Origin of the sequence: Pseudomonas veronii, assembly GCF_002028325.1 — a bacterium.
Lineage (GTDB): Bacteria > Pseudomonadota > Gammaproteobacteria > Pseudomonadales > Pseudomonadaceae > Aquipseudomonas > Aquipseudomonas veronii.
The window spans coordinates 6000784-6022466 of record NZ_CP018420.1 but is presented as its reverse complement, the minus strand read 5'-3'; the positions used below and the strand labels follow the sequence as shown (position 1 = coordinate 6022466).

Sequence of the window (21683 nt, the reverse complement as noted above, 5' to 3'; positions counted from 1 at the left end):
GGTTATCGACGGGTCAACAGCACCCCGGACTCCATATGGTGCGTCCATGGGAACTGGTCGAACATCGCGCATTGGGTAATCCGGTGCGTGTCATGCAGTTGCGCAATGTTCGCCGCCAGGGTTTCCGGGTTGCAGGAGATGTAGAGGATGTTGTCGAAGCGCCGGGTCAGTTCGCAGGTGTCCGGGTCCATGCCGGCGCGCGGCGGGTCGACGAAGACGCTGCCGAATTCGTAGCTTTTCAGGTCGATGCCGTGCAGGCGTCGGAACGGGCGCACGTCGTTCAGCGCTTCGGTGAGTTCTTCGGCGGAGAGGCGCACCAGGGTGACGTTATCCACTGCGTTTTCATCGAGGTTGCTCAAGGCTGCGTTCACCGAGGTCTTGCTGATTTCGGTGGCGAGCACGTTGCGCACGCGGGTGGCCAGCGGCAGGGTGAAGTTGCCGTTGCCGCAGTACAGCTCCAGCAGATCGTCCGGGCGATCGCCGAGTGCGTCGTATGCCCAGTTGAGCATCTTCTGGTTCACCGTACCGTTGGGCTGGGTGAAAGCGCCTTCGGGTTGGCGATAGCTGAAGGTGCGGCCACCGACGTCGAGTTTTTCCACCACGTAGTCATGGCCGATCACATCGCGTTTGCCCTTGGAGCGGCCGATGATGCTCACGTTCAAGTCGGCGGCCAGCTGGTTCGCGGCGGTGTGCCAGTGCTCGTCCAGCGGGCGGTGATAGCACAGGGTGATCATCGCGTCGCCGGCCAGGGTGGTCAGGAACTCCACCTGGAACAGCTTGTGGCTCAGGGCGGCGCTGGCTTGCCAGGCGGCCTTGAGCTGCGGCATCAACTGGTTGATGCGCTGGCTGGCGATGGGGAACTCGTCGATCAGGATCGGCGTGCGCTTGTCGTCCTGGGAGAACATTGCGTAGTGGCGTTCCCCCGCTTCGCGCCACAGGCGGAATTCCGCGCGCAGGCGGAAGTTCTGCAGGGGCGAGTCGAAGACCTGAGGCTGTGGTGCGTCGAACGGTGCCAGCAGGTCACGCAAGCGCGTGACCTTGTCTTGCAGTTGAACGGTGTAGCTTGCGGCGTCAAAAGTCATGCGTTGAACCAGCCCAGCTTGATCACAAACAGAATCGACAGAATCACCAGCGCCGGGTTCAGCTCACGGTAGCGGCCCGAAAGCAGCTTGATGGCGGTCCAGGCGATGAAACCGAAGGCGATGCCGTTGGCGATGGAGTAAGTGAAGGGCATCGCCAGGGCGGTGATCACCACCGGCGCTGCAACAGTGATGTCATCCCAGTCGATTTCCGCCAGGCCCGAGGTCATCAGCACGGCCACGAACAGCAACGCCGGTGCAGTGGCGAAAGCCGGTACGCTGGAGGCCAGTGGCGAGAAGAACAGCGCCAGCAGGAACAGGATCGCGACCACGACCGCGGTCAAACCGGTGCGGCCACCGGCACTCACGCCCGCGGCGGATTCGATGTAGCTGGTGGTGGTCGAGGTGCCCAGCAGCGAACCGGCCATGGCGGCGGTGCTGTCGGCGATCAGCGCACGGCCCATTTTTGGCATGTGGCCATCCTTGTCCATCAACCCGGCGCGCTTGGCCACGCCGATCAGGGTGCCGGAGTTGTCGAACAGGTCGACGAACAGGAACGCGAAGATCACGCTGACCAGGCCGATGTCCAGCGCGCCCTTGATATCCAGCTGCAGGAAGGTCGGGGCCAGGGACGGTGGCATCGAGGTCACGCCGCCGAACGGGGTCACGCCGAGCAGAATGGAGACAATGGTCACCGCCAGGATGCCGATCAGCACCGCGCCGCGTACCGCCAGGGCTTCCAGCGCGACGATCAGCGCGAAACCGAGGGCGGCGAGGATCGGTGCCGGTTGTTTCAGGTCGCCCAGGCCGACCATGGTGGCCGAGTTGCTCACCACGATCCCGGCGTTGTGCAGGGCGATCAGCGCCAGGAACAGGCCGATACCGGCAGCAATCGCCGAGCGCAGGGGCAGGGGGATGCTGTTGATGATCCATTCACGGATGCGGAAGATCGACAGCATGAAGAACAGCACCGCCGAAATGAACACCGCCCCCAGCGCCACTTGCCAGGTATGGCCCATGTGCAGGACCACGGTGTAGGTAAAGAAGGCATTGAGGCCCATGCCCGGCGCCAGCGCGATCGGGTAGTTGGCGATCAAGCCCATCACGGTCGAACCGATGGCTGCTGCCAAGCAGGTGGCGACGAACACTGCGCCCTTGTCCATGCCGGTTTCGCCGAGGATGCTCGGGTTCACGAACAAAATGTAGGCCATGGCCAGGAATGTCGTGATGCCCGCGAGGATCTCGGTTCGCACGTTCGTGTTGTGTGCTTTGAGTTGAAACAGCTTTTCCAGCATGCCTGCTCCCTGTGACGCTATGTTGCGTCGTTATTTGTTGACCTCTAAGTCAAAGCACAAATTGCGCCAAGCGCCTGTGGTTTCAGAGAGGATCGGAAAAAGCGGCGCATCATACCAGCAGCCGAGGCCGTGTGGCGCACGGGCTTGGCTTTGTGGCGCATGGCTGTGAATCATGGCCTTGAGGCATACTGCGCCGATGTTTAATTCAGGGTCATCGACAGCATGAAAAAAGCCAACCGGTGGAGTCTAGCTCTGATCGCTTGTATCAGCGCGTGGTTAGGCGCGGCACCGGCGTGGGGCGCGACTGCACCGGCCTTGAGCGAGGTGCGGGTGTTCAAGGTCGAGTCGGCCGGGTGTGTGGAAACGATTCCGGAGCGCTCCCAGAGCACACAGATGTGTACGCACCGTGGGCCCACCCAGGTGTCGGTGATGGAGGTTGGCCTGGGCAACAACCCGATGGGTCGCTTCAATGGCGCAGTACTCAACGGGCAACGCACTGCGGTGTGCCAGGTCGGCAACGTCAGCCAGGCCTGCAATGGCGCGGGCACGTTGATGGGCTACATCTATGTGTTCGACCTGAACGTCGAAGCCCAAGGCTGGTTCGAATACAGCAACACGTCGATCAACGCGCCGCGAAATACCTTGAATACCCAGCTCAATATCCGCTGATCAATGGCCCTGAACGTCACGGATATCCGCACCGGCTGGTGGTGAGGTTCAGCCCTTGGCTTCGTCCAGCGGCACATGCATGCGGTCGCGGTGAGCCAGGGTCGGGAACAGTTTGATCCACGTCCCGGTCACCACCAACGTGCCGATCCCGCCCATGACCACGGCGGGCACGGTGCCGAACCAGTGGGCGGTGATCCCGGATTCGAACTCGCCCAGTTGATTCGACGCGCCGATAAACAGGCCGTTGACCGCACTGACCCGCCCGCGCATGTCGTCCGGGGTTTCCAATTGCACGAAGGATGCGCGGATCACCATGCTGATCATGTCGGCCGCGCCCAGCACCACCAGCACCGCCAGGGAAAACCAGAACGAGGTGGACAGGCCGAAAGCGATGGTCGCCACCCCGAACACCCCGACGGCGGTAAACATCACACGGCCCACGTGTCGGTCGACCGAGAAGCGCGCCAGCCACAACGACATCAACAGCGCGCCCACCGCCGGTGCCGAACGCAGCAGGCCCAGGCCCCAGGCGCCGGTCAGCAGGATGTCCTTGGCGAACACCGGCAGCAACGCGGTGGCACCGCCGAGCAGCACGGCGAACAGGTCGAGGGAAATCGCCCCGAGGATGTCCGGGCGGCTGCGGATAAAGCGAATCCCGGCCAGCAGCGAGTCCATCGTGGCCTTGGCCTTGTTCAGCGGCGTCTGGCGCGCGGGCAGGTTGAGGGTCAGCGTGCAGGCAATGAGGTACAGCACCACGGTCGGGCCATACACCCACACGCTGCCGAACGCATAGAGCAAACCGCCGAGGGCCGGGGCGACGATGGTTGCCAGTTGCTGGGCCGATTGCGACGAGGCCACGGCGCGCGGGAACAGCGTGCTGGGCACGATGCTCGGGAGCAGCGCTTGGGTGGTGGGCATTTCAAAGGAGCGCGCGGCGCCGAGCAGGAAGGCGAGGATAAAGATCATCTCGCGGGTCACATTGCCGGTCAGGCCGCCAATGGCCAGGGACACGGCAATCAGCGCCTGCACGGTCTGACAGATAGCCGCCACCTTGCGCCGATCATAGCGGTCGGCCACATGCCCGGTGTGCAGCATGAACAGCACGCGGGGAACGAATTCCACCAGGCCGACCAGGCCCAGGTCCAGCACGTTGCCGGTCAGTTGATAGAGGTTCCAGCCGATGGCCACGGTGAGCATTTGGAAGCCGCTGGCGGTGAAGATCCGCGCCAGCCAGAACGCGATGAAAGGGCGGTGGTGACGCAACAGCAACGCGGGTTCATTGGGCATCGGGAGTTCGGGCCAGCGCGGTAGGGAAACCCGAGATTAGCATCAAGCTGTAACAAACAGTTGCAGAAACTGCGCTGAGGCAAGCTGTCACGCGGCAAAAGACCACACAAGCCAATTACCAAAATGGGACTACTCTTTTGACTGTGATTGATCCAGATCAAAGCTATTTCAGGATTTGTTCTGGCGGCCGCAAGGCCTGACTCCCTACGTGGTTGGTAAAAAAAGAAACGAATTGAAATTCGCCACACTCCATATCCGTGGGGGCAGTGGATGCGGCCTCCAGCCAGCATTCGGTATTACCTGACAGAGGAAGACTTATGTTCGGTTTGGAGGCGCTAGATCTCGCCCGAATTCAGTTCGCGTTTACTATCTCGTTCCACATCCTGTTCCCGGCGATCACCATCGGCCTTGCGAGTTACCTTGCGGTGCTGGAAGGCTTGTGGCTCAAGACCCATAACGATACCTACCGTGACCTCTACCATTTCTGGTCGAAGGTCTTTGCCGTCAACTTCGGCATGGGTGTGGTCTCTGGCTTGGTCATGGCGTACCAGTTCGGCACCAACTGGAGCCGCTTCTCGGACTTCGCCGGCTCCGTCACCGGGCCGCTGCTGACGTATGAAGTACTCACGGCCTTCTTCCTCGAGGCCGGTTTCCTCGGCGTGATGCTGTTCGGCTGGAACAAGGTGGGGCGCAAGCTGCACTTCTTCGCGACCGTGATGGTGGCCGTCGGCACGCTGATTTCGACCTTCTGGATTCTCGCTTCCAACAGCTGGATGCAGACTCCCCAGGGCTTTGAAATCATTGACGGCCGCGTGATCCCTACGGACTGGCTGGCCGTGATCTTCAACCCCTCGTTCCCCTACCGCCTGATGCACATGGCCACGGCGGCGTTTGTGGCGACGGCGTTCTTCGTCGGTTCTTCGGCGGCCTGGCATTTGCTGCGCGGCAAGGACAACCCGGCGATCCGCAAGATGCTGTCGATGGCCATGTGGATGGCGCTGATCGTCGCGCCTATCCAAGCAGTGATCGGTGACTTCCACGGCCTCAACACCCTGCAGCACCAACCGGCGAAAATCGCCGCGATCGAAGGCCACTGGGAAAACATCGGCAACGAGCCGACGCCGCTGATCCTGTTCGGCTGGCCCGATATGAAGGCGGAAAAAACCAAGTACGCGGTGGAAATCCCCTACCTCGGCAGCCTGATCCTGACCCACTCCCTGGACAAACAGGTACCGGCGCTCAAGGAGTTCCCGCCTGAGGACCGCCCCAACTCGACCATCGTGTTCTGGTCGTTCCGGGTCATGGTCGGCCTGGGTTTCCTGATGATCTTCACCGGCCTGTTCAGCCTTTGGCTGCGTCGGGGCGGCAAGATGTATACGTCCCGGCCGTTCCTGTACCTGGCGTTGTGGATGGGCCCATCCGGCTTGATCGCGATTCTCGCCGGTTGGTTCACCACCGAGATCGGCCGCCAGCCGTGGGTGGTCTACGGGCTGATGCGGACTGCGGATGCGTCCTCCGGGCATAGCCTGGCGCAGATGAGCATCACCCTGGTGCTGTTCGTGGTGGTGTACTTCGCGCTGTTCGGCGCCGGTTTGGGCTACATGATGCGCCTGGTGCGCAAAGGCCCGGTGGCCCACGACGGCATCGAGCCAACCCACGGTGGCCCAGGCCAGAAACGCACACCGGCGCGGCCGTTGTCGGCGGCCGATGACGGCAGCGATGACGATCACGTCGACCTCCAGCATAAGGGGCATTGAGATGGGTATTGATCTTCCGCTGATCTGGGCCGTGATCATCATCTTCGGCATCATGATGTACGTGGTCATGGACGGTTTCGACCTGGGCATCGGCATCCTCTTTCCGTTCATCCCCGGCAAGACCGACCGTGACGTGATGATGAACACCGTCGCCCCGGTCTGGGACGGTAACGAAACCTGGCTGGTACTGGGCGGCGCGGCATTGTTCGGCGCGTTCCCGCTGGCCTATTCGGTGGTGCTGTCGGCGTTGTACCTGCCGCTGATGCTGATGCTGATCGGGCTGATCTTTCGCGGCGTGGCCTTTGAGTTCCGCTTCAAGGCCAAGGACCACAAGCGTCACCTGTGGGACAAGGCGTTCATCGGCGGGTCGCTGGCGGCCACGTTCTTCCAGGGCGTCGCGTTGGGTGCGTTCATCGACGGCATCCCGGTGGTCGATCGCCAGTTTGCCGGTGGCTCACTGGATTGGGCGACGCCGTTCACGATGTTCTGCGGCGTGGCGCTGATCGTGGCCTACGCGTTGCTCGGTTGCACCTGGCTGATCATGAAGACCGAAGGCAAGTTGCAGGAGCAGATGCACGACCTGGCGCGGCCATTGGCCTTCGTGGTGCTGGCGGTGATCGGTATCGTGAGTATCTGGACGCCGCTGTCGCACCCGGAAATCGCCTCGCGCTGGTTCACCCTGCCGAACCTGTTCTGGTTCCTGCCGGTGCCGATCCTGGTGCTGGTGACCATGTACGGGCTGATCCGTGCCGTGGCGCGCAACGCGCACTACACGCCGTTTCTGCTGACGCTGGTGCTGATCTTCCTCGGCTACAGCGGCCTGGGGATCAGCCTGTGGCCGAACATCATCCCGCCGTCGGTATCGATCTGGGACGCTGCCGCGCCGCCGCAAAGCCAGGGCTTCATGCTGGTGGGCACGTTGTTCATCATCCCGTTCATCCTGGGCTACACCTTCTGGAGCTACTACGTGTTCCGCGGCAAGGTCACCCATGAAGACGGTTATCACTAGGAGGGTCGTTTCATGTCCGGCAAACCTTCGTTGCACGAGATTGAACAGGCTGAGAAGCAACCGCTGTGGCGGCGCCTTGGTTGGTTGGCGATGATCTGGAGCGGCAGCGTGCTGGCCCTGTTCATCGTGGCCAGCCTGATGCGCCTGTTCATGAGCGCGGCCGGCCTGACCACGCACTGACATCCCATCCCGTTGCCTTGCGGCACGGTTTTTTGACCCTGCCCCTCTTTGGAGGGGCGGGGTCTTTTTTTATTTGCGCGCTTTGAGAATGACGAATTTGGGCGTGGCGGCCACTTGCTCGACGCCCCGGAACAGCCGCGCCAACTTGCTGTGATAACCCAGGTGACGGTTGCCGACTATATAAAGGGCGCCGCCGACCACCAACGCTTCGCGCGCCTGCTGGAACATGCGCCAGGCGAGGAAGTCGCCGACCACCTGTTGCTGGTGGAACGGTGGATTGCACAGCACCACATCCAACGATTGCGGTGCCTGCCCGGCCAGGCCATCGTCGGCGCGGACGATGACCTCGCGATCACCCAGGGCCGCTTGCCAGTTCTCGGCGGCCGATTGCACGGCCATGTAGGACTCGTCCACCAAGGTGTAATGCGCGTCCGGGTTCTGCAGGGCGCTGGCAATCGCCAGTACGCCATTGCCGCAACCCAGGTCGGCGACTCGCGCACTGCCAAGGCCCGTGGGCAAGTGTGGCAGGAAGGCGCGGGTGCCGATGTCCAGGCTTTCGCGGCAGAACACGTTGGCGTGGTTGAGCAGGGCGATGGCCGGTGTGTCCAAGGCATAACGGGTGGGGTAGGGCGAGACGGCGGCCGGGCGCTCCCCAACGGTGGCGATCAACAGCCGCGCCTTTTTGAGCGCGAGGGACGCGTGCATCGGCCCGATGTACTGCTCCAGCAATTCACCGGCGGCCCGTGGCAGATGCTTGACCATCGCTGCGGCGATAACTTCAGCGTCCGGCGCCAGTTGGCCCTGCAGGCGGATCAACTGTTCTTCGAGCAGCGCCAGGGTTTTCGGTACGCGGATCAGCACCCGGTCGAATGGCCCGACAGGCACTTGGCTGGCGGGGATGAACGACACCGCATCGAACGCCTTGCCGTTGCGCAGCAGGTTTTTTTCCAGGCCTTGGGCGGCGAGAAACGAGTCGCCGCTGGATGTCACCTGCACATGGCCCTCAAGGCTGGCGGCCAATGCGCCAAAGCTATCGTTAAGCACCAGCACGCGAGTTGCGGCGTTCGGTTGCTGTTCGGCCAGGTAGCTGAGCAGATACTCGTCGGCGGCGTCGAAGGCCTGCAGCGGATCATTGTGCTGCTCGGGTTGGCGGATCAGATCGAGCTGGGCGAACGGGCTTTCGAGCAGGGGCATGGCGGGGGAGGCTCTGGGTAATCGATGGGTGTTCGACAGGCGCTGTGGCGGCCGGCGGAACCGTCTGAGTGAACTGCGAGGCGGCACCGAGGGGCTGCGTCAACACTCAGAGTTGGCCGTAAATGTTACTTTTTTTTTGGAGTGATTACATGCGGTGTTTCAAAGCGGGTTAAAACAAGCCTGCTTTCGAGGCACAGAGCACCGCAGCAATTTTGTTATTGACGCCCATTTTAGTGAAGATGCTTTTGAGATGAAAACCAATGGTGCGTTCCGACAGGCACAGTATGGCGGCGATATCGGCAGCCGTTTTGCCCAGGGCTGACCATTTGAGGATTTCTGTCTCCCGTGGTGTCAATTTGCAGGCCGAAGGCGCGTTGGGCTTGTCGGCATATTTCTGTGCGACCACCGCATGCATCGCATGACAGAGCCACAATACCTGGCCGGCCTTTTCGTACAGCTCTTCCGGGCTGACCTCGCCCTTGCTGCGTCCCAGAGTCAGCATGCTGAACACGCCCTGGAAATCGTGGACCGCCTGGGTCCATCCAAGATGCACGCCAGAGGACCGGGCCAGTTCCCACAAATTCGGCGCGGCGCCGAACACTTTTTCCTCCCAGACAATCGGTAGTACGCAACGTTTGCAGTGGGTGACAACCGGGTCTACGTCGAAAAAGTGGGCCTGGTCGTACAGGGAGTTCCATTCATTTGGGTAGTTGTTGAGGCAAATCGGTTTGCATGGATGTGTGGGTCGCTGTGAACTCATCGTGAAGGAACAGAATTGGAAGCCAAGCTCGTAGGTTTTGTTGATGACCATTTCAAATACACTGGTGATCTTGTCCTCGCCTTCCAGTTTAGGGAGTCGTGTATTGCGCCAGTTGACCATCGGAAAATCTCCATGGAGTTCTTTGTGACTTGGGTACGTCCTGGCCCCCAATGTTGCACGCAAATTAGTGTAGGACATGGACTACACTTGCAGCGGAAATTTTCGTTCTTGTTCGTCGTGTTCTAAGACTCTTTAAGCAGGTGTGCAACTTTCGTCCGCAACTTTTTGCGAAGTTTTGCCCTTTTTTAGTGGGTTTTAGCGTCTGTAGTGCGTCACTGACAATCGCACTATGGGGCGATGTTGTGATGTGTCTTGGACTAATAGCCAAATGTTTAGTAGTGCAATTAAATAGCCATCAACTTGTGGTTTTTTTGCTCTATTCACAATGCCACTACCGACTGCGGGTGTTTCCGCACGTGACTTTGAGGGACACTAGGGCACCTGTAGAACGGAGCTCCCCATGACGGCCAGTGCTGAGAAATTTACCCGCCAGACCCTGCTCGACGTGCAATCGCTGACCCCCAGCCTCTTCACCCTGCGCACCACCCGTGACCCGGGCTTTCGGTTCACCGCCGGCCAGTTCGTGCGCCTGGGGGTGACCAAGGCCGATGGCAGCACGGTATGGCGCGCGTACTCCGTGGTGTCGTCGCCGTTTGATGAGTACCTGGATTTTTTCTCGATCGTGGTGCCCGGTGGCGAGTTCACCAGCGAGCTGAGCCGTCTGCGCGTCGGCGATACGTTGATGGTCGAGCGTCAGGCCACAGGCTTCCTGACCCTGAACCGGTTTGTCGACGGTCGTGACTTATGGTTGCTGGGCACCGGCACCGGAGTGGCGCCGTTCCTGTCGATCCTGCAGGACTTCGAGGTCTGGGAAAAATTCGAGCACATCATCCTCGTGTACAGCGCCCGGGAAGCCAGGGAGCTGGCCTATCAGTCGCTGATCCAGGGACTGGCGCAGCGTGAGTACCTGGCCGAGTACGCCCACAAGCTGACCTATCTGCCGCTGGTCACCCGCGAGCAGCACCCCGGCGCCCTGCACGGGCGCATTACCACCCTGATCGCGAATGGCGAGCTGGAGCGCGCAGCCGGCGTCGCGCTGACCCCAGAGCATTCGCGCGTGATGATTTGCGGCAACCCGCAGATGATCGACGACACCCGTCAGTTGCTCAAACAACGCGATATGCAATTGAGCCTGTCCCGGCGCCCCGGCCAGGTGGCGGTGGAGAACTACTGGTAACAAAAAAGGCGCCCCTGGAGGCGCCTTCGTTCAAACCGATACGGCTTATTGCGGTTTGTCGTTCTGTGCCTTGAGCAGATCGCGGATCTCACCCAGCAACACTTCTTCCTTGCTCGGCGTCGGCGGCAGGCTGGGGGCCACGGCTTCTTCGCGTTTCAGGCGGTTGATGGCCTTCACACCCATGAAGATCGCAAACGCGACGATCAGGAAGTCGATCACGCTCTGGATGAACTTGCCGTAGGCCAGCACGACCGCCGGGACATCGCCCTGCGCAGCCTTGAGCGTCACCGCCAGATCAGCGAAGTCCACACCGCCGATCAACAGACCGATCGGTGGCATCACCACGTCGCCTACAAACGAGGAAACAATTTTGCCGAAGGCGGCGCCGATGATAATCCCGACGGCCATGTCGACCACATTACCTTTGACCGCGAAGGCCTTGAACTCACTGATCACGCCCATAGGTTATTCCTTGTTACAGATGAGAAGGGTGGAAGTCAGTGTAAGTCAGTCGTAGCGGGCTTGCCTGACACAACTGTTAACACTGTCGGTTTTTATCGACACATTAAATCGCAAATAGTTTGCAAAGTGCCATCAATCGCGCGCGAAATACCCGCGATTTCAGTGAGTTACCAGATTATTTTCTCAATCGACCCGGTGGGGTTTTTCTATTTATCTTCTGACTCGCGGGTCACTAGCCTCTGGCAAGCACAACTGAATGTGCATTAAAAAAACCAGAGGAAACCCCGATGAACAACCCAATGAGCCGCGCGCCCGTTCTGGCGCGACATGCGCTGGTGCTGGCAGCCGTCAGCCTGCTTTCCCTGTCTGTGCAAGCTGCCAATCTGACCCGCGACAATGGTGCCGCCGTCGGCGACAACCAGAACTCGCAAACCGCGGGCGCCAACGGCCCGGTGCTGCTGCAAGATGTGCAACTGATTCAGAAGCTGCAACGCTTCGACCGCGAACGCATCCCCGAGCGCGTGGTACATGCCCGTGGTACCGGCGCTCACGGCACGTTTACCGTCACCGATAACCTCAGCGACCTGACCAAGGCCAAAGTTTTCGCCGCCGGTGAGGCAACCCCGGTATTCGTGCGGTTCTCGGCGGTGGTACACGGCAATCACTCCCCGGAAACCCTGCGCGACCCTCGCGGCTTCGCCACCAAGTTCTACACCGCCGACGGCAACTGGGACTTGGTCGGCAACAACTTCCCGACGTTCTTTATCCGAGACGCCATCAAGTTCCCGGACATGGTCCACGCCTTCAAACCCGACCCGCGCACTAACCTGGATGATGACTCGCGTCGTTTCGACTTCTTCTCCCATGTTCCCGAAGCCACCCGCACCCTGACCGAGCTGTACTCCGACTCCGGCACGCCGGCCAGTTACCGCGAAATGGACGGCAACGGCGTACATGCCTACAAGTTGATCAACGCCAAGGGCGAAGTGCATTACGTCAAGTTCCACTGGAAGAGCCTGCAAGGCATCAAGAATCTTGATCCCAAGCAAGTCACCGACGTACAGGGCCGCGACTACAGTCATATGACGAATGACTTGGTCACCCATATCAACAAGGGCGACTTCCCCAAGTGGGACTTGTACGTGCAGGTGCTCAAACCTGAGGAACTGGCCAAGTTCGATTTCGACCCGCTGGACGCCACCAAGATCTGGCCCGGCATACCCGAGCGCAAAGTCGGGCAGATGGTGTTGAACCGCAACCCGGCCAATGTCTTCCAGGAAACCGAGCAAGTGGCCATGGCCCCGGCCAATCTGGTGCCGGGTATCGAGCCGTCGGAAGACCGCCTGCTGCAAGGCCGGGTGTTCTCCTATGCCGACACGCAGATGTACCGCCTGGGCGCCAACGCCCTGCAACTGCCGATCAACGCGCCACGGGTCACCGTCAACAACGGCAACCAGGACGGCGCGATGAATTCCGGCAAGACCAGCACCGGCGTGAACTACCAGCCAAGCCGCCTGCTGCCACGGGAAGAGCCGCAAACCGCGCGCTACAGCCAGTCGCCGCTGGCGGGCAGTACCCAGCAGGCGAAGATCCAGCGTGAGCAGAACTTCAAGCAGGCCGGTGATCTGTATCGCTCCTACAGCAAGAAAGAACGTCAGGACTTGATCGACAACTTCGGCGGCTCCCTGGCCACCACCGACGACGAGAGCAAGCACATCATCCTGTCCTTCCTCTATAAAGCCGACCCGGAATACGGCGCCGGCGTGACCAAGGTCGCCAAAGGTGACCTGGCCCGCGTGAAAGCGCTGGCACAAAAACTCACCGACTAACCCCACCCCCCCCTGTAGGAGCGAGCTTGCTCGCGAAGATCTGCCAGGCAACGCGTGCATCCAGGATGCACGCGTCATCGTTGACGTTTTTCGCGAGCAAGCTCGCTCCTACAAGGGTTTTGTAGAGGAGTTGAATCAATGCGTACCTTCATCGGCGCGCTGCTGGCCTGCTGGTCGCTGAGCGGGGTTGCCGGGCAGCCTGCGCCCAATGACGCAGCGGCGCTCAAGGCGCAATTGCAAGGCTACTATTTCGATGCCGCACGTCGCGGCGACCTGCCCATGCTCGATACCTTCATCGACGCCGGCTTCCCCCTCAATACCCAGGACGACAAGGGCTACACCGCACTGATCCTCGCCGCCTACCACGGCGAAAGCGCCTACGTTGAGCGTCTGCTCGCCGCCGGCGCCGATGCCTGTGTGCAGGACAAGCGCGGCAACACCGCGTTGATGGGCGCGATTTTCAAGGGCGAGCTGAAGATTGCCCAGCGCCTGCTGGCCACCGACTGCAACCCCGACCAGCGCAACGGCGCCGGGCAGACCGCCGCCATGTACGCCGGGCTGTTCAAGCGTCTCGAACTGCTCGACGAATTGAAGGCCAAAGGCGCCGACCTGAATGCCGAAGACCCGATCGGCAACAGTGCTTCACGATTGGCCAGCGGTGAAATCCGGACCCCGGCGCCGCGCTGAGCTATCATCGCGGTTTTTCGGTTGGAGGTTCTCAAATGGCAAAGGCCAAGCGCATGTACGGCTGCACCGAGTGCGGCGCGACCTTTCCCAAGTGGGCCGGCCAGTGTACCGAGTGCGGGGCTTGGAACACCCTCACCGAAACCATGATCGAAAGCGGCGGCGCCGCGGCCCCCAGCGGCCGTGCCGGCTGGACCGGGCAACAGGCGCAGATCAAGACCCTGGCCGAAGTCAGCGTCGAGGAAGTCCCGCGTTTCTCCACCGCGTCCGGTGAGCTCGACCGCGTGCTGGGCGGTGGCCTGGTGGACGGTTCGGTGGTGCTGATCGGCGGCGACCCCGGTATCGGCAAGTCGACCATCCTGTTGCAAACCCTGTGCAGCATCGCCAGCCGCATGCCGGCGTTGTACGTCACCGGCGAAGAATCCCAGCAACAAGTGGCCATGCGCGCACGCCGCCTGGGCTTGCCCCAGGACCAACTGCGGGTGATGACCGAAACCTGCATCGAAAGCATCATCGCCACTGCGCGGATCGAAAAACCCAAGGTCATGGTGATCGACTCGATCCAGACGATTTTCACCGAACAACTGCAATCGGCTCCGGGCGGCGTGTCCCAGGTGCGTGAGAGCGCGGCGCTGCTGGTGCGCTATGCCAAGCAGAGCGGCACGGCGATTTTCCTGGTCGGTCACGTGACCAAGGAAGGCGCGCTGGCCGGGCCACGGGTGTTGGAGCACATGGTCGACACCGTGCTGTATTTCGAAGGCGAGTCCGATGGCCGTTTGCGTTTGCTGCGCGCGGTGAAGAACCGCTTCGGTGCGGTGAACGAGCTGGGCGTATTCGCCATGACCGACCGCGGGCTGAAAGAAGTCTCCAACCCCTCGGCGATTTTTCTGACCCGTGCCCAGGAAGAAGTCCCCGGTAGTGTGGTGATGGCAACGTGGGAAGGCACCCGCCCGATGCTGGTGGAAGTCCAGGCGCTGGTGGACGACAGCCATTTGGCCAACCCGCGTCGAGTGACCCTGGGCCTGGACCAGAACCGCCTGGCGATGCTGCTCGCGGTACTCCACCGGCACGGCGGCATCCCGACCCATGACCAGGACGTGTTCCTTAACGTGGTGGGCGGGGTCAAGGTGCTGGAGACCGCGTCCGACCTGGCGTTGATGGCGGCGGTGATGTCCAGCCTGCGCAACCGGCCGCTGCCCCACGACCTGCTGGTGTTCGGCGAAGTTGGCCTGTCGGGCGAGGTGCGCCCGGTGCCCAGCGGTCAGGAGCGTTTGAAGGAAGCGGCCAAACACGGCTTCAAGCGTGCGATCGTGCCCAAGGGCAACGCGCCGAAGGAAGCGCCGCCGGGGTTGCAGGTGATTGCAGTGACGCGGCTGGAGCAGGCGTTGGATGCACTTTTCGAGTAGCCCGCAACACCGCAGTACACATGTGGGAGGGCGCTAACCCCTCGCACCGGTGGTCAGTGCTCCAGCAGCGCGCCCAACTGCCGCTCCAGTTCTGCCTGATCCCCCAGGTTCAACTCGATCAAGCGGCGCAAATGGCTGATCGATTCCAGACTGATGTGCTCGCATTCAAACCCCAGGTGACCGTTCTGGTCATGGGTCAGCCTGACCCGCATCTGCACATCGGTATCGGCATCCAGGTGGATATCCACATCGAACGACTCAGTACCGATGCCGAGCCAGGGCGTCGGTTTCTGCACCAACAAGCCCTTCAGCGATAAGTCCACCAGTTGCACCGACCATTCCCGACCGTTCTGCCGGAGTTTGGTCTTGGCATCAAAGGCGATCCGGCGAAAACGACGGCGATCAGACGCATGCTCGGTCATGGTGAAACCCTCTGTGGATGAAGGGATTGTAGCCCTACGCCATTATTGAGGATTTATTTCTGCTTTTTTTTGCCATGGGAAGGCTCTAGACCAACGTAGGGGGCTGGCCTTTAAGGCCAGTAGCGCTAAACTCGAGCTGGTTGTCCTTTCTGTCCACCCTGGCTGGAATACAAAAAATGAAAAATAATAATAGCCTGCTACGCCACTTACCCTGGCTGGTACTGGCCATAGTAGGTGCGTGCGCTCTGGGCGTAGTGGCCTTACGCCGCGGCGAGGCGATCAATGCCTTGTGGATCGTCGTCGCAGCAGTGGCGATCTATCTGGTCGCCTATCGCTACTACAGTCTGTTCATCGCCAATAACGTGATGCAACTCGATCCACGACGGGCCACCCCCGCAGTGGTCAATAACGACGGTCTGGACTTCGTACCGACCAACAAACACATCCTTTTCGGTCACCACTTTGCGGCGATTGCCGGTGCAGGCCCCTTGGTCGGCCCGGTGCTGGCGGCGCAAATGGGTTATCTGCCCGGAACCCTGTGGCTGATCGCCGGCGTGGTACTGGCCGGTGCGGTGCAGGACTTCATGGTGCTGTTCCTGTCTACCCGTCGTAACGGCCGTTCCCTGGGGGATATGGTCCGCGAAGAGATGGGCCGCATTCCCGGGACCATCGCGCTGTTCGGCTGCTTCCTGATCATGATCATCATCCTCGCGGTGCTGGCGCTGATCGTGGTCAAGGCCCTGGCCGAAAGCCCGTGGGGCATCTTCACGGTGATGGCGACCATCCCGATCGCGATGTTCATGGGCATCTACATGCGCTACATCCGCCCGGGCCGCATCGGTGAAATTTCGATCGTCGGCGTGCTGTTGTTGCTCGGTTCGATCTGGCTGGGCGGGCAGATTGCCGCCGACCCGGTCTGGGCCAAGGTCTTCAGTTTCACCGGCATCCAGATCACCTGGATGTTGATCGGCTACGGTTTCGTCGCGGCGGTACTGCCGGTGTGGCTGATCCTGGCCCCGCGTGACTACCTGTCCACCTTCCTCAAAATCGGCACCATCGTCGCCTTGGCCATCGGTATCCTGGTGACCATGCCCGACCTGAAAATGCCGGCGCTGACCCAGTTCATCGATGGCACCGGCCCGGTGTGGAAGGGCGGTCTGTTCCCGTTCCTGTTCATCACCATTGCCTGCGGTGCGGTCTCGGGCTTCCACGCGCTGATCTCTTCAGGCACCACGCCGAAGTTGCTGGCCAGTGAAGGCCACGCCCGGTACATCGGGTATGGCGGCATGTTGATGGAGTCGTTCGTGGCCATCATGGCGATGGTTGCCGCTTCGGTGATCGAGCCGGGTGTGTACTTCGCCATGAACAGCCCGGCGGCGATCGTCGGCTCGGACGTGGTCACCGTCGCTCAAACCGTCAGCAGCTGGGGCTTTGCGATTACGCCTGAGGCGCTGTCGGCCGTTGCCCATGACATCGGCGAAACCACCGTGCTGGCTCGTGCCGGCGGTGCGCCGACGCTCGCGGTGGGTATCGCGCAGATCCTGCACAGTGTGCTGCCGGGTGAAAACACCATGGCGTTCTGGTACCACTTTGCGATCCTGTTCGAAGCGCTGTTCATCCTGACGGCCGTCGACGCCGGTACCCGTGCCGGGCGCTTCATGCTGCAGGACCTGCTGGGCTCCTTCGTGCCGGCGCTCAAGCGCACCGAGTCCTGGACGGCCAACCTGATCGCGACCGCCGGTTGTGTGGCGATGTGGGGTTACCTGTTGTATCAAGGCGTGATCGACCCGCTGGGCGGCATCAACACCTTGTGGCCGCTGTTCGGTATCTCCAACCAGATGCTGGCAGGTATCGCGCTGATGCTGGCGACCGTCGTGCTGATCAAAATGAAGCGCCAACGCTACATCTGGGTGACCATGCTGCCGGCCGTCTGGCTGCTGATCTGCACCACCACGGCGGGCTTCATCAAGCTGTTCGACGCCAACCCGGCGATCGGCTTCCTGTCGCTGGCGAAGAAGTACAGCGATGCGCTGGCCAACGGCCAGATCCTCGCCCCGGCCAAGAGCATCGACCAGATGCAGCATGTGATCTGGAACGCCTACACCAACGCAACGCTGACGGCGCTGTTCCTGTTCGTGGTCTTCAGTATCCTGTTCTATGCGCTCAAAGTCGGCGTCGCCGCCTGGGGCAACAAAGAGCGCACGGATAAAGAAGCCCCGTTCCAGGCCGTACCGGACGCATGATCGAGGATTGCAGCCATGTTCAATGACATCAGTCGCCTCGGTAAATACCTCGGTCAGGCCGCGCGCCTGATGGTCGGCATGCCCGACTACGACACTTACGTCGAGCATATGCAAACCAAACACCCGGACAAGCCGATGATGGACTACAAGACGTTCTTCCGGGAACGCCAGGAAGCCCGTTACGGCGGCAAGGGTGGGCCCAAGTGCTGTTAAGTTGGTAAAACCGCTTTACCTGTAGGAGCGAGCTTGCTCGCGAACAACGCAAGGACACCACGTGCATCCAGATAGCACGGGTTATCGTTGACGTTCTTCGCGAGCAAGCGCGCTCCTACAGTTGTTTTTACCTCCCCATTTTCAGGAGAACTGTCTTTGTCCTCTCCCATTCCCGTCACGGTCCTCAGTGGCTTCCTCGGCGCCGGCAAGACCACGTTGCTGCGTCACCTGCTCAAAGCCGAGCACGGCTTGAAAATCGCCGTGATCGAAAACGAATTCAGCGACGCCGGTATCGACACCCAGCTATTGGGCAACGAGCCGGTGCAAGTCATGACCCTGTCCAACGGCTGCGTGTGTTGCACCATCCACACCGACCTGACCAAAGCCCTGTACCTGCTGCTGGAGCGCCTCGACAGCGGCGAAATCGCCTTCGACCGCCTGGTGATCGAATGCACCGGCCTGGCCGACCCGGCCCCCGTGGCCCAGACCTTTTTCATCGATGAAGAGCTGCGCGAGCGCTACATCCTCGACGGCATCATCACCCTGGTGGACGCGGCCCACGCCGAGCACCACCTGACCCAAACCATCGCCCAGGCACAGATCGGGTTTGCCGACCGCCTGCTGGTGAGCAAGCGCGACCTGGTGGACGACGCCAGCTTCGATGCCCTCAGCCAGCGCCTGACCCGCATCAACCGCCGCGCGCCGATTCGCGTGGTCGACCACGGCGCCATCGACCTGGCCGAGCTGCTCGACGTGCGCGGCTTCAACCTCAACGCCGGCATGAACCTGCGCCCGGTCAGCGCCGCGCCGTCCATCGACCGCATCTCCAGCCTGGTGCTGCGCACCGAACAGCCGCTGGATATCGACCGCCTCAGCGAGTTCATGAACGAGTTGTTGGAAGACCACGGCAAGCAACTGCTGCGCTACAAGGGCGTGCTGAACATCGCCGGGGAAGACCGGCGCATGGTGTTCCAGGGCGTGCTGAAGCTCTACGGCTTCGACTGGGATACCGAATGGGCCGAGGGCGAAACGCGGGAGAGTGTGATCGTGTTTATTGCCGATGAGTTGCCGGAAGACAAGATTCGCGAGGGTTTTGCGAAGATCTATCAAGCCTAACTTGGAAATGCGATCAAAAATGTGGGAGGGGGCTTGCCCCCGATAGCTGTGTGTCAGCCATACATGTGTCGACTGACCCACCGCTATCGGGGGCAAGCCCCCTCCCACATTGGCCGGTATTCCAAATCCTGATCTGTCTAGTCCTGAAATAGGTTTACACCTATTTCAGTCTCAAAACGCCCGGTGCACCGCATCGGGCGTTTTGTATTTCAGGGAGAAATGCGGTCGCTCCCCGTTGTAGATCCGCACCGACTCATCCACCATTTTTACTGCGTCTGCCAAGTCTTTGGGGCGATGTAGCAAAAATTCAGTTTTCAAAATCCCGTTTATCCTCTCGGCCATCGCGTTCTGATAACAATCATAACCGTCGGTCATTGAGCACCTGATCCCGTGCTTGATGTGCATCCGCTGGTATAAGTCGGAGCAGTATTGGGCGCCGCGGTCTGAGTGATGGACAAGCGGCTCCTTGGAGCTTCGCTGGCTAACCGCTTTCTGCAGCGCTTTGATCACCGATTCCGTATGCAGGCTTTCATGCACATGATGACCTACGATCTTGCGTGAGTACGCGTCCGTTATCAGGCTGACGTAGGCGACACTTTCCCGCGTTGGTAGATAGGTAATGTCTGCGACCCAAACCTGTTCGGGCCTGCTGGCTACGACTTGTTCCGGACCTGCTTTGAGCAGGTTTGGATGGCGGCGAAAACGATGATGGCTATGAGTGGTTTTATGGTAGGCCCGCTTGCGTGGAACGAGCGCTCGCGCCTCTCTCAAGATGGCAAACAGGCGGTCTCTGCCGACACTTAATGCCGCACCAGCCTCAATGCTCATCAGGTAATGCAGCTTACGCGTTCCTAGCCTGGGTTGGCGTCGACGCTTTTCCAGAACAAAGTCCACCACTTCCTGGTCCTGGCGGACTCGGGCATCAAAAACTCGATTGCGTTTGTAATACGCTTGACGCGAAATACCCATGAACAGGCAAGCCCTGGTAATGCTCAGGTTTTGGATTTGCCCTTGCGAGAGGACTTGCCGGGTCGCTTTTTTACGATGGAAACACCGTAGTCATTTTTCAAGACATTCACGACAGCCTCAAAGAACTGGGCTTTCTGATTGCTCAGTGCCAGTTGCTCTTCAAGCTCTTTGATCCGCTGTTCGGGTGTTAGCGGGAGGTTGGGGTCGGTCATTGGCTTGCTCCGCGGCGCTCGAATTGATGCGCCTTGACTCCAGTCCTGTCGGCCATGCTTGCGTAACCAAACCAGTACCGTGGACCGGCCCTGAATGCCAAAGCGCCGTTGAGCCTCTTTATAACTTAACTCGCCTTTTTCAACTTGGTCTACGACCGATAATTTAAAAGCTAACGTGTAGTCGCGCTGGCTGCGCCTTTTGCCCGTATCCATTGAGTCCTCCTGAAGATAGGTCAGAAGGCGTAAACCTTATTCAGGACGGGACAATCTGCATAAAAAAGCCCGGCTCAAGAGCCGGGCTTTTTATTCAAGCAACTGCAATCAAGCGCCGTACACCGGCAGCTTTTTGCAGATGGCCTTGACCTTCTCACGGACCGCGTCGATCACGGCGTCGTTGTTCAGGTCAGCCAGGATGTCGCAGATCCAGCCGGCCAGCTCCTTGCACTCTGCTTCCTTGAAGCCACGAGTGGTCACGGCCGGGGTGCCGAAACGCAGGCCCGAGGTGACGAACGGCGAACGTGGGTCGTTCGGCACGGAGTTTTTGTTCACGGTGATGAAGGCTTTGCCCAGGGCGGCGTCAGCATCTTTACCGGAGATGTCCTGCTTGATCAGCGACAGCAGGAACAGGTGGTTTTCAGTCCCGCCGGAGACCACGTCAAAACCGCGTGCGATAAACACTTCGGCCATGGCCTTGGCGTTTTTCACCACTTGTTGCTGGTAAGTCTTGAACTCAGGCTGCAGGGCTTCTTTGAAGCAGACCGCTTTGGCGGCGATCACGTGTTCCAGCGGGCCGCCTTGGGAGCCTGGGAATACCGCAGAGTTGAGCTTCTTCTCGATCTCGGCGTTGGCGCGCGCCAGGATCAGGCCGCCACGCGGACCGCGCAGGGTCTTGTGGGTGGTGGTGGTGACCACGTCAGCGAACGGCACCGGGTTCGGGTAGACGCCAGCGGCGACCAGACCGGCCACGTGGGCCATGTCGACGAACAGGTACGCGCCCACTTTGTCGGCGATGGCGCGGAAACGTGGGAAGTCGAGGATCTGCGAGTAGGCAGAGAAACCGGCCACGATCATTTTTGGCTTGTGCTCGACCGCCAGGCGCTCGACTTCGTCGTAGTCGATCAGGCCGTTGGCATCGATACCGTATTGAACGGCGTTGTACAGCTTGCCGGAGGACGAAACGCTGGCGCCGTGGGTCAGGTGACCGCCGTGGGCCAGGCTCATGCCCAGGATGGTGTCGCCGCCTTGCAGCAGGGCCAGGTACACGGCGCTGTTGGCTTGGGAGCCGGCGTGTGGCTGGACGTTGGCGTAATCGGCGCCGAACAGTTGCTTGGCGCGGTCGATGGCCAGTTGCTCAACCACGTCGACGTATTCGCAGCCGCCGTAGTAGCGCTTGCCTGGGTAGCCTTCGGCGTATTTGTTGGTCAGAACCGAACCTTGAGCCTCCATTACCGCAGGGCTGGTGTAGTTTTCCGAAGCGATCAGCTCAATGTGCTCTTCCTGGCGCACGGCTTCTTGCTCCATGGCGGCGAAGAGATCGGCGTCGTACTTGGCAATGGTCAAATCACGGCTGAACATGGCGGTCCTCAAGGATCGGGGGGCA

General features: G+C 60.6%; 20 protein-coding genes. 11 read left to right on the top strand and 9 right to left on the bottom strand.

Annotated features, from left to right (window positions below; translation table 11 throughout):
* Positions 1-2: 2 nt before the first annotated feature.
* Both trmA and PverR02_RS27565 read right to left on the bottom strand, forming a co-directional pair.
* A complete protein-coding gene (gene trmA, locus PverR02_RS27570) occupies positions 3-1082 on the bottom strand; it encodes a tRNA (uridine(54)-C5)-methyltransferase TrmA (RefSeq protein WP_046381974.1) in 1080 nt (359 codons plus the stop codon).
* Positions 1079-2374: an NCS2 family permease gene (locus PverR02_RS27565; RefSeq protein ID WP_017848284.1), complete on the bottom strand. Its 1296-nt coding sequence runs from the start codon at positions 2372-2374 to the stop codon at positions 1079-1081. The genes trmA and PverR02_RS27565 overlap by 4 nt, the downstream gene beginning before the upstream one ends.
* Before the next feature lie 222 nt (positions 2375-2596).
* Here PverR02_RS27565 and PverR02_RS27560 point away from each other — a divergent pair, with 222 nt between their 5' ends.
* Entirely contained in the window at positions 2597-3043 is a 447-nt protein-coding gene (locus tag PverR02_RS27560) for a DUF4879 domain-containing protein (RefSeq protein WP_046482566.1), read from the top strand.
* A 48-nt stretch (positions 3044-3091) separates the two neighbouring features.
* On the opposite strand, the gene PverR02_RS27555 is transcribed toward PverR02_RS27560, so the two are convergent.
* Positions 3092-4330, bottom strand: coding sequence for an MFS transporter (locus PverR02_RS27555; protein WP_017848282.1), 1239 nt, complete (start codon positions 4328-4330; stop codon positions 3092-3094).
* Positions 4331-4647: 317 nt separating this feature from the next.
* Here PverR02_RS27555 and PverR02_RS27550 point away from each other — a divergent pair, with 317 nt between their 5' ends.
* Genes PverR02_RS27550 through PverR02_RS27540 form a run of 3 tightly spaced genes read left to right on the top strand, consistent with a single transcriptional unit; the run spans position 4648 to position 7276 of the window.
* The gene (locus PverR02_RS27550; RefSeq protein WP_017848281.1) at positions 4648-6087 is read left to right on the top strand and encodes a cytochrome ubiquinol oxidase subunit I; all 1440 of its coding nucleotides are present in this window, start codon (positions 4648-4650) and stop codon (positions 6085-6087) included.
* Between the two features lies 1 nt (position 6088).
* Entirely contained in the window at positions 6089-7096 is a 1008-nt protein-coding gene (cydB, locus tag PverR02_RS27545; RefSeq protein WP_046381977.1) for a cytochrome d ubiquinol oxidase subunit II, read from the top strand.
* 12 nt (positions 7097-7108) lie between these two features.
* Positions 7109-7276: a DUF2474 domain-containing protein gene (locus PverR02_RS27540; protein WP_017848279.1), complete on the top strand. Its 168-nt coding sequence runs from the start codon at positions 7109-7111 to the stop codon at positions 7274-7276.
* 69 nt (positions 7277-7345) lie between these two features.
* Here the strand turns inward: PverR02_RS27540 and PverR02_RS27535 are convergent, their stop codons facing one another.
* Positions 7346-8470 (bottom strand): methyltransferase, encoded by a 1125-nt coding sequence (locus PverR02_RS27535; protein WP_046381978.1) that lies wholly within the window; start codon positions 8468-8470, stop codon positions 7346-7348.
* A gap of 169 nt (positions 8471-8639) precedes the next feature.
* Positions 8640-9350, bottom strand: a complete 711-nt coding sequence (locus tag PverR02_RS27530) for a helix-turn-helix transcriptional regulator (protein WP_046381979.1) — start codon at positions 9348-9350, stop codon at positions 8640-8642.
* A gap of 400 nt (positions 9351-9750) precedes the next feature.
* On the opposite strand from PverR02_RS27530, the gene PverR02_RS27525 reads away from it, so the two are divergent.
* Positions 9751-10527 carry a ferredoxin--NADP reductase gene (locus PverR02_RS27525; protein ID WP_079444764.1) on the top strand — a complete coding sequence of 259 codons (777 nt, stop codon included), beginning with the start codon at positions 9751-9753 and terminating at the stop codon, positions 10525-10527.
* 45 nt (positions 10528-10572) lie between these two features.
* Here the strand turns inward: PverR02_RS27525 and mscL are convergent, their stop codons facing one another.
* Complete coding sequence (mscL, locus tag PverR02_RS27520; RefSeq protein WP_017848275.1) at positions 10573-10989, bottom strand: large-conductance mechanosensitive channel protein MscL; 417 nt, start codon at positions 10987-10989, stop codon at positions 10573-10575.
* Positions 10990-11288: 299 nt separating this feature from the next.
* Here mscL and katB point away from each other — a divergent pair, with 299 nt between their 5' ends.
* The 3 genes from katB to radA all read left to right on the top strand — a co-directional run bounded on the left by katB (position 11289) and on the right by radA (position 14908).
* Positions 11289-12818 carry a catalase KatB gene (gene katB / locus PverR02_RS27515; protein WP_227778912.1) on the top strand — a complete coding sequence of 510 codons (1530 nt, stop codon included), beginning with the start codon at positions 11289-11291 and terminating at the stop codon, positions 12816-12818.
* 138 nt (positions 12819-12956) lie between these two features.
* Complete coding sequence (locus PverR02_RS27510) at positions 12957-13505, top strand: ankyrin repeat domain-containing protein (protein ID WP_046381982.1); 549 nt, start codon at positions 12957-12959, stop codon at positions 13503-13505.
* A gap of 35 nt (positions 13506-13540) precedes the next feature.
* Complete coding sequence (radA, locus tag PverR02_RS27505) at positions 13541-14908, top strand: DNA repair protein RadA (protein WP_017848272.1); 1368 nt, start codon at positions 13541-13543, stop codon at positions 14906-14908.
* Positions 14909-14961: 53 nt separating this feature from the next.
* Here radA and PverR02_RS27500 read toward each other — a convergent pair whose 3' ends face one another.
* The gene (locus tag PverR02_RS27500; protein WP_079444762.1) at positions 14962-15330 is read right to left on the bottom strand and encodes a PilZ domain-containing protein; all 369 of its coding nucleotides are present in this window, start codon (positions 15328-15330) and stop codon (positions 14962-14964) included.
* A gap of 176 nt (positions 15331-15506) precedes the next feature.
* Between PverR02_RS27500 and PverR02_RS27495 the strand changes: the two genes are divergently transcribed.
* The 3 genes from PverR02_RS27495 to yjiA all read left to right on the top strand — a co-directional run bounded on the left by PverR02_RS27495 (position 15507) and on the right by yjiA (position 18902).
* Positions 15507-17573, top strand: a complete 2067-nt coding sequence (locus PverR02_RS27495; protein WP_017848270.1) for a carbon starvation CstA family protein — start codon at positions 15507-15509, stop codon at positions 17571-17573.
* Positions 17574-17588: 15 nt separating this feature from the next.
* Positions 17589-17786, top strand: a complete 198-nt coding sequence (locus PverR02_RS27490; RefSeq protein WP_017737420.1) for a YbdD/YjiX family protein — start codon at positions 17589-17591, stop codon at positions 17784-17786.
* Positions 17787-17942: 156 nt separating this feature from the next.
* The gene (yjiA, locus tag PverR02_RS27485; RefSeq protein WP_079444761.1) at positions 17943-18902 is read left to right on the top strand and encodes a GTPase; all 960 of its coding nucleotides are present in this window, start codon (positions 17943-17945) and stop codon (positions 18900-18902) included.
* Between the two features lie 171 nt (positions 18903-19073).
* Here the strand turns inward: yjiA and PverR02_RS27480 are convergent.
* Positions 19074-20296, bottom strand: a protein-coding gene (locus tag PverR02_RS27480; protein ID WP_167379478.1) for an IS3 family transposase whose coding sequence is annotated in 2 segments (ribosomal slippage) — positions 19074-19945 and positions 19945-20296 — 1224 coding nt in all. Because the reading frame shifts where the segments join, the coding sequence is not laid out codon by codon here.
* A 108-nt stretch (positions 20297-20404) separates the two neighbouring features.
* A complete protein-coding gene (gene glyA, locus PverR02_RS27475; RefSeq protein WP_017848268.1) occupies positions 20405-21658 on the bottom strand; it encodes a serine hydroxymethyltransferase in 1254 nt (417 codons plus the stop codon).
* Positions 21659-21683 lie beyond the last annotated feature (25 nt).

Coding starts and splice junctions, on each gene's coding strand:
- katB (WP_227778912.1), top strand. CDS start 11,289: ATGAGCCGCGCGCCCGTTCTGGCGCGACATGCGCTGGTGCTGGCAGCC.
- PverR02_RS27555 (WP_017848282.1), bottom strand. CDS start 4,330: ATGCCCAATGAACCCGCGTTGCTGTTGCGTCACCACCGCCCTTTCATC.
- cydB (WP_046381977.1), top strand. CDS start 6,089: ATGGGTATTGATCTTCCGCTGATCTGGGCCGTGATCATCATCTTCGGC.
- PverR02_RS27510 (WP_046381982.1), top strand. CDS start 12,957: ATGCGTACCTTCATCGGCGCGCTGCTGGCCTGCTGGTCGCTGAGCGGG.
- radA (WP_017848272.1), top strand. CDS start 13,541: ATGGCAAAGGCCAAGCGCATGTACGGCTGCACCGAGTGCGGCGCGACC.
- glyA (WP_017848268.1), bottom strand. CDS start 21,658: ATGTTCAGCCGTGATTTGACCATTGCCAAGTACGACGCCGATCTCTTC.
- mscL (WP_017848275.1), bottom strand. CDS start 10,989: ATGGGCGTGATCAGTGAGTTCAAGGCCTTCGCGGTCAAAGGTAATGTG.
- PverR02_RS27535 (WP_046381978.1), bottom strand. CDS start 8,470: ATGCCCCTGCTCGAAAGCCCGTTCGCCCAGCTCGATCTGATCCGCCAA.
- PverR02_RS27565 (WP_017848284.1), bottom strand. CDS start 2,374: ATGCTGGAAAAGCTGTTTCAACTCAAAGCACACAACACGAACGTGCGA.
- PverR02_RS27495 (WP_017848270.1), top strand. CDS start 15,507: ATGAAAAATAATAATAGCCTGCTACGCCACTTACCCTGGCTGGTACTG.
- PverR02_RS27500 (WP_079444762.1), bottom strand. CDS start 15,330: ATGACCGAGCATGCGTCTGATCGCCGTCGTTTTCGCCGGATCGCCTTT.
- trmA (WP_046381974.1), bottom strand. CDS start 1,082: ATGACTTTTGACGCCGCAAGCTACACCGTTCAACTGCAAGACAAGGTC.
- PverR02_RS27540 (WP_017848279.1), top strand. CDS start 7,109: ATGTCCGGCAAACCTTCGTTGCACGAGATTGAACAGGCTGAGAAGCAA.
- PverR02_RS27530 (WP_046381979.1), bottom strand. CDS start 9,350: ATGGTCAACTGGCGCAATACACGACTCCCTAAACTGGAAGGCGAGGAC.
- PverR02_RS27490 (WP_017737420.1), top strand. CDS start 17,589: ATGTTCAATGACATCAGTCGCCTCGGTAAATACCTCGGTCAGGCCGCG.
- PverR02_RS27560 (WP_046482566.1), top strand. CDS start 2,597: ATGAAAAAAGCCAACCGGTGGAGTCTAGCTCTGATCGCTTGTATCAGC.
- PverR02_RS27550 (WP_017848281.1), top strand. CDS start 4,648: ATGTTCGGTTTGGAGGCGCTAGATCTCGCCCGAATTCAGTTCGCGTTT.
- PverR02_RS27525 (WP_079444764.1), top strand. CDS start 9,751: ATGACGGCCAGTGCTGAGAAATTTACCCGCCAGACCCTGCTCGACGTG.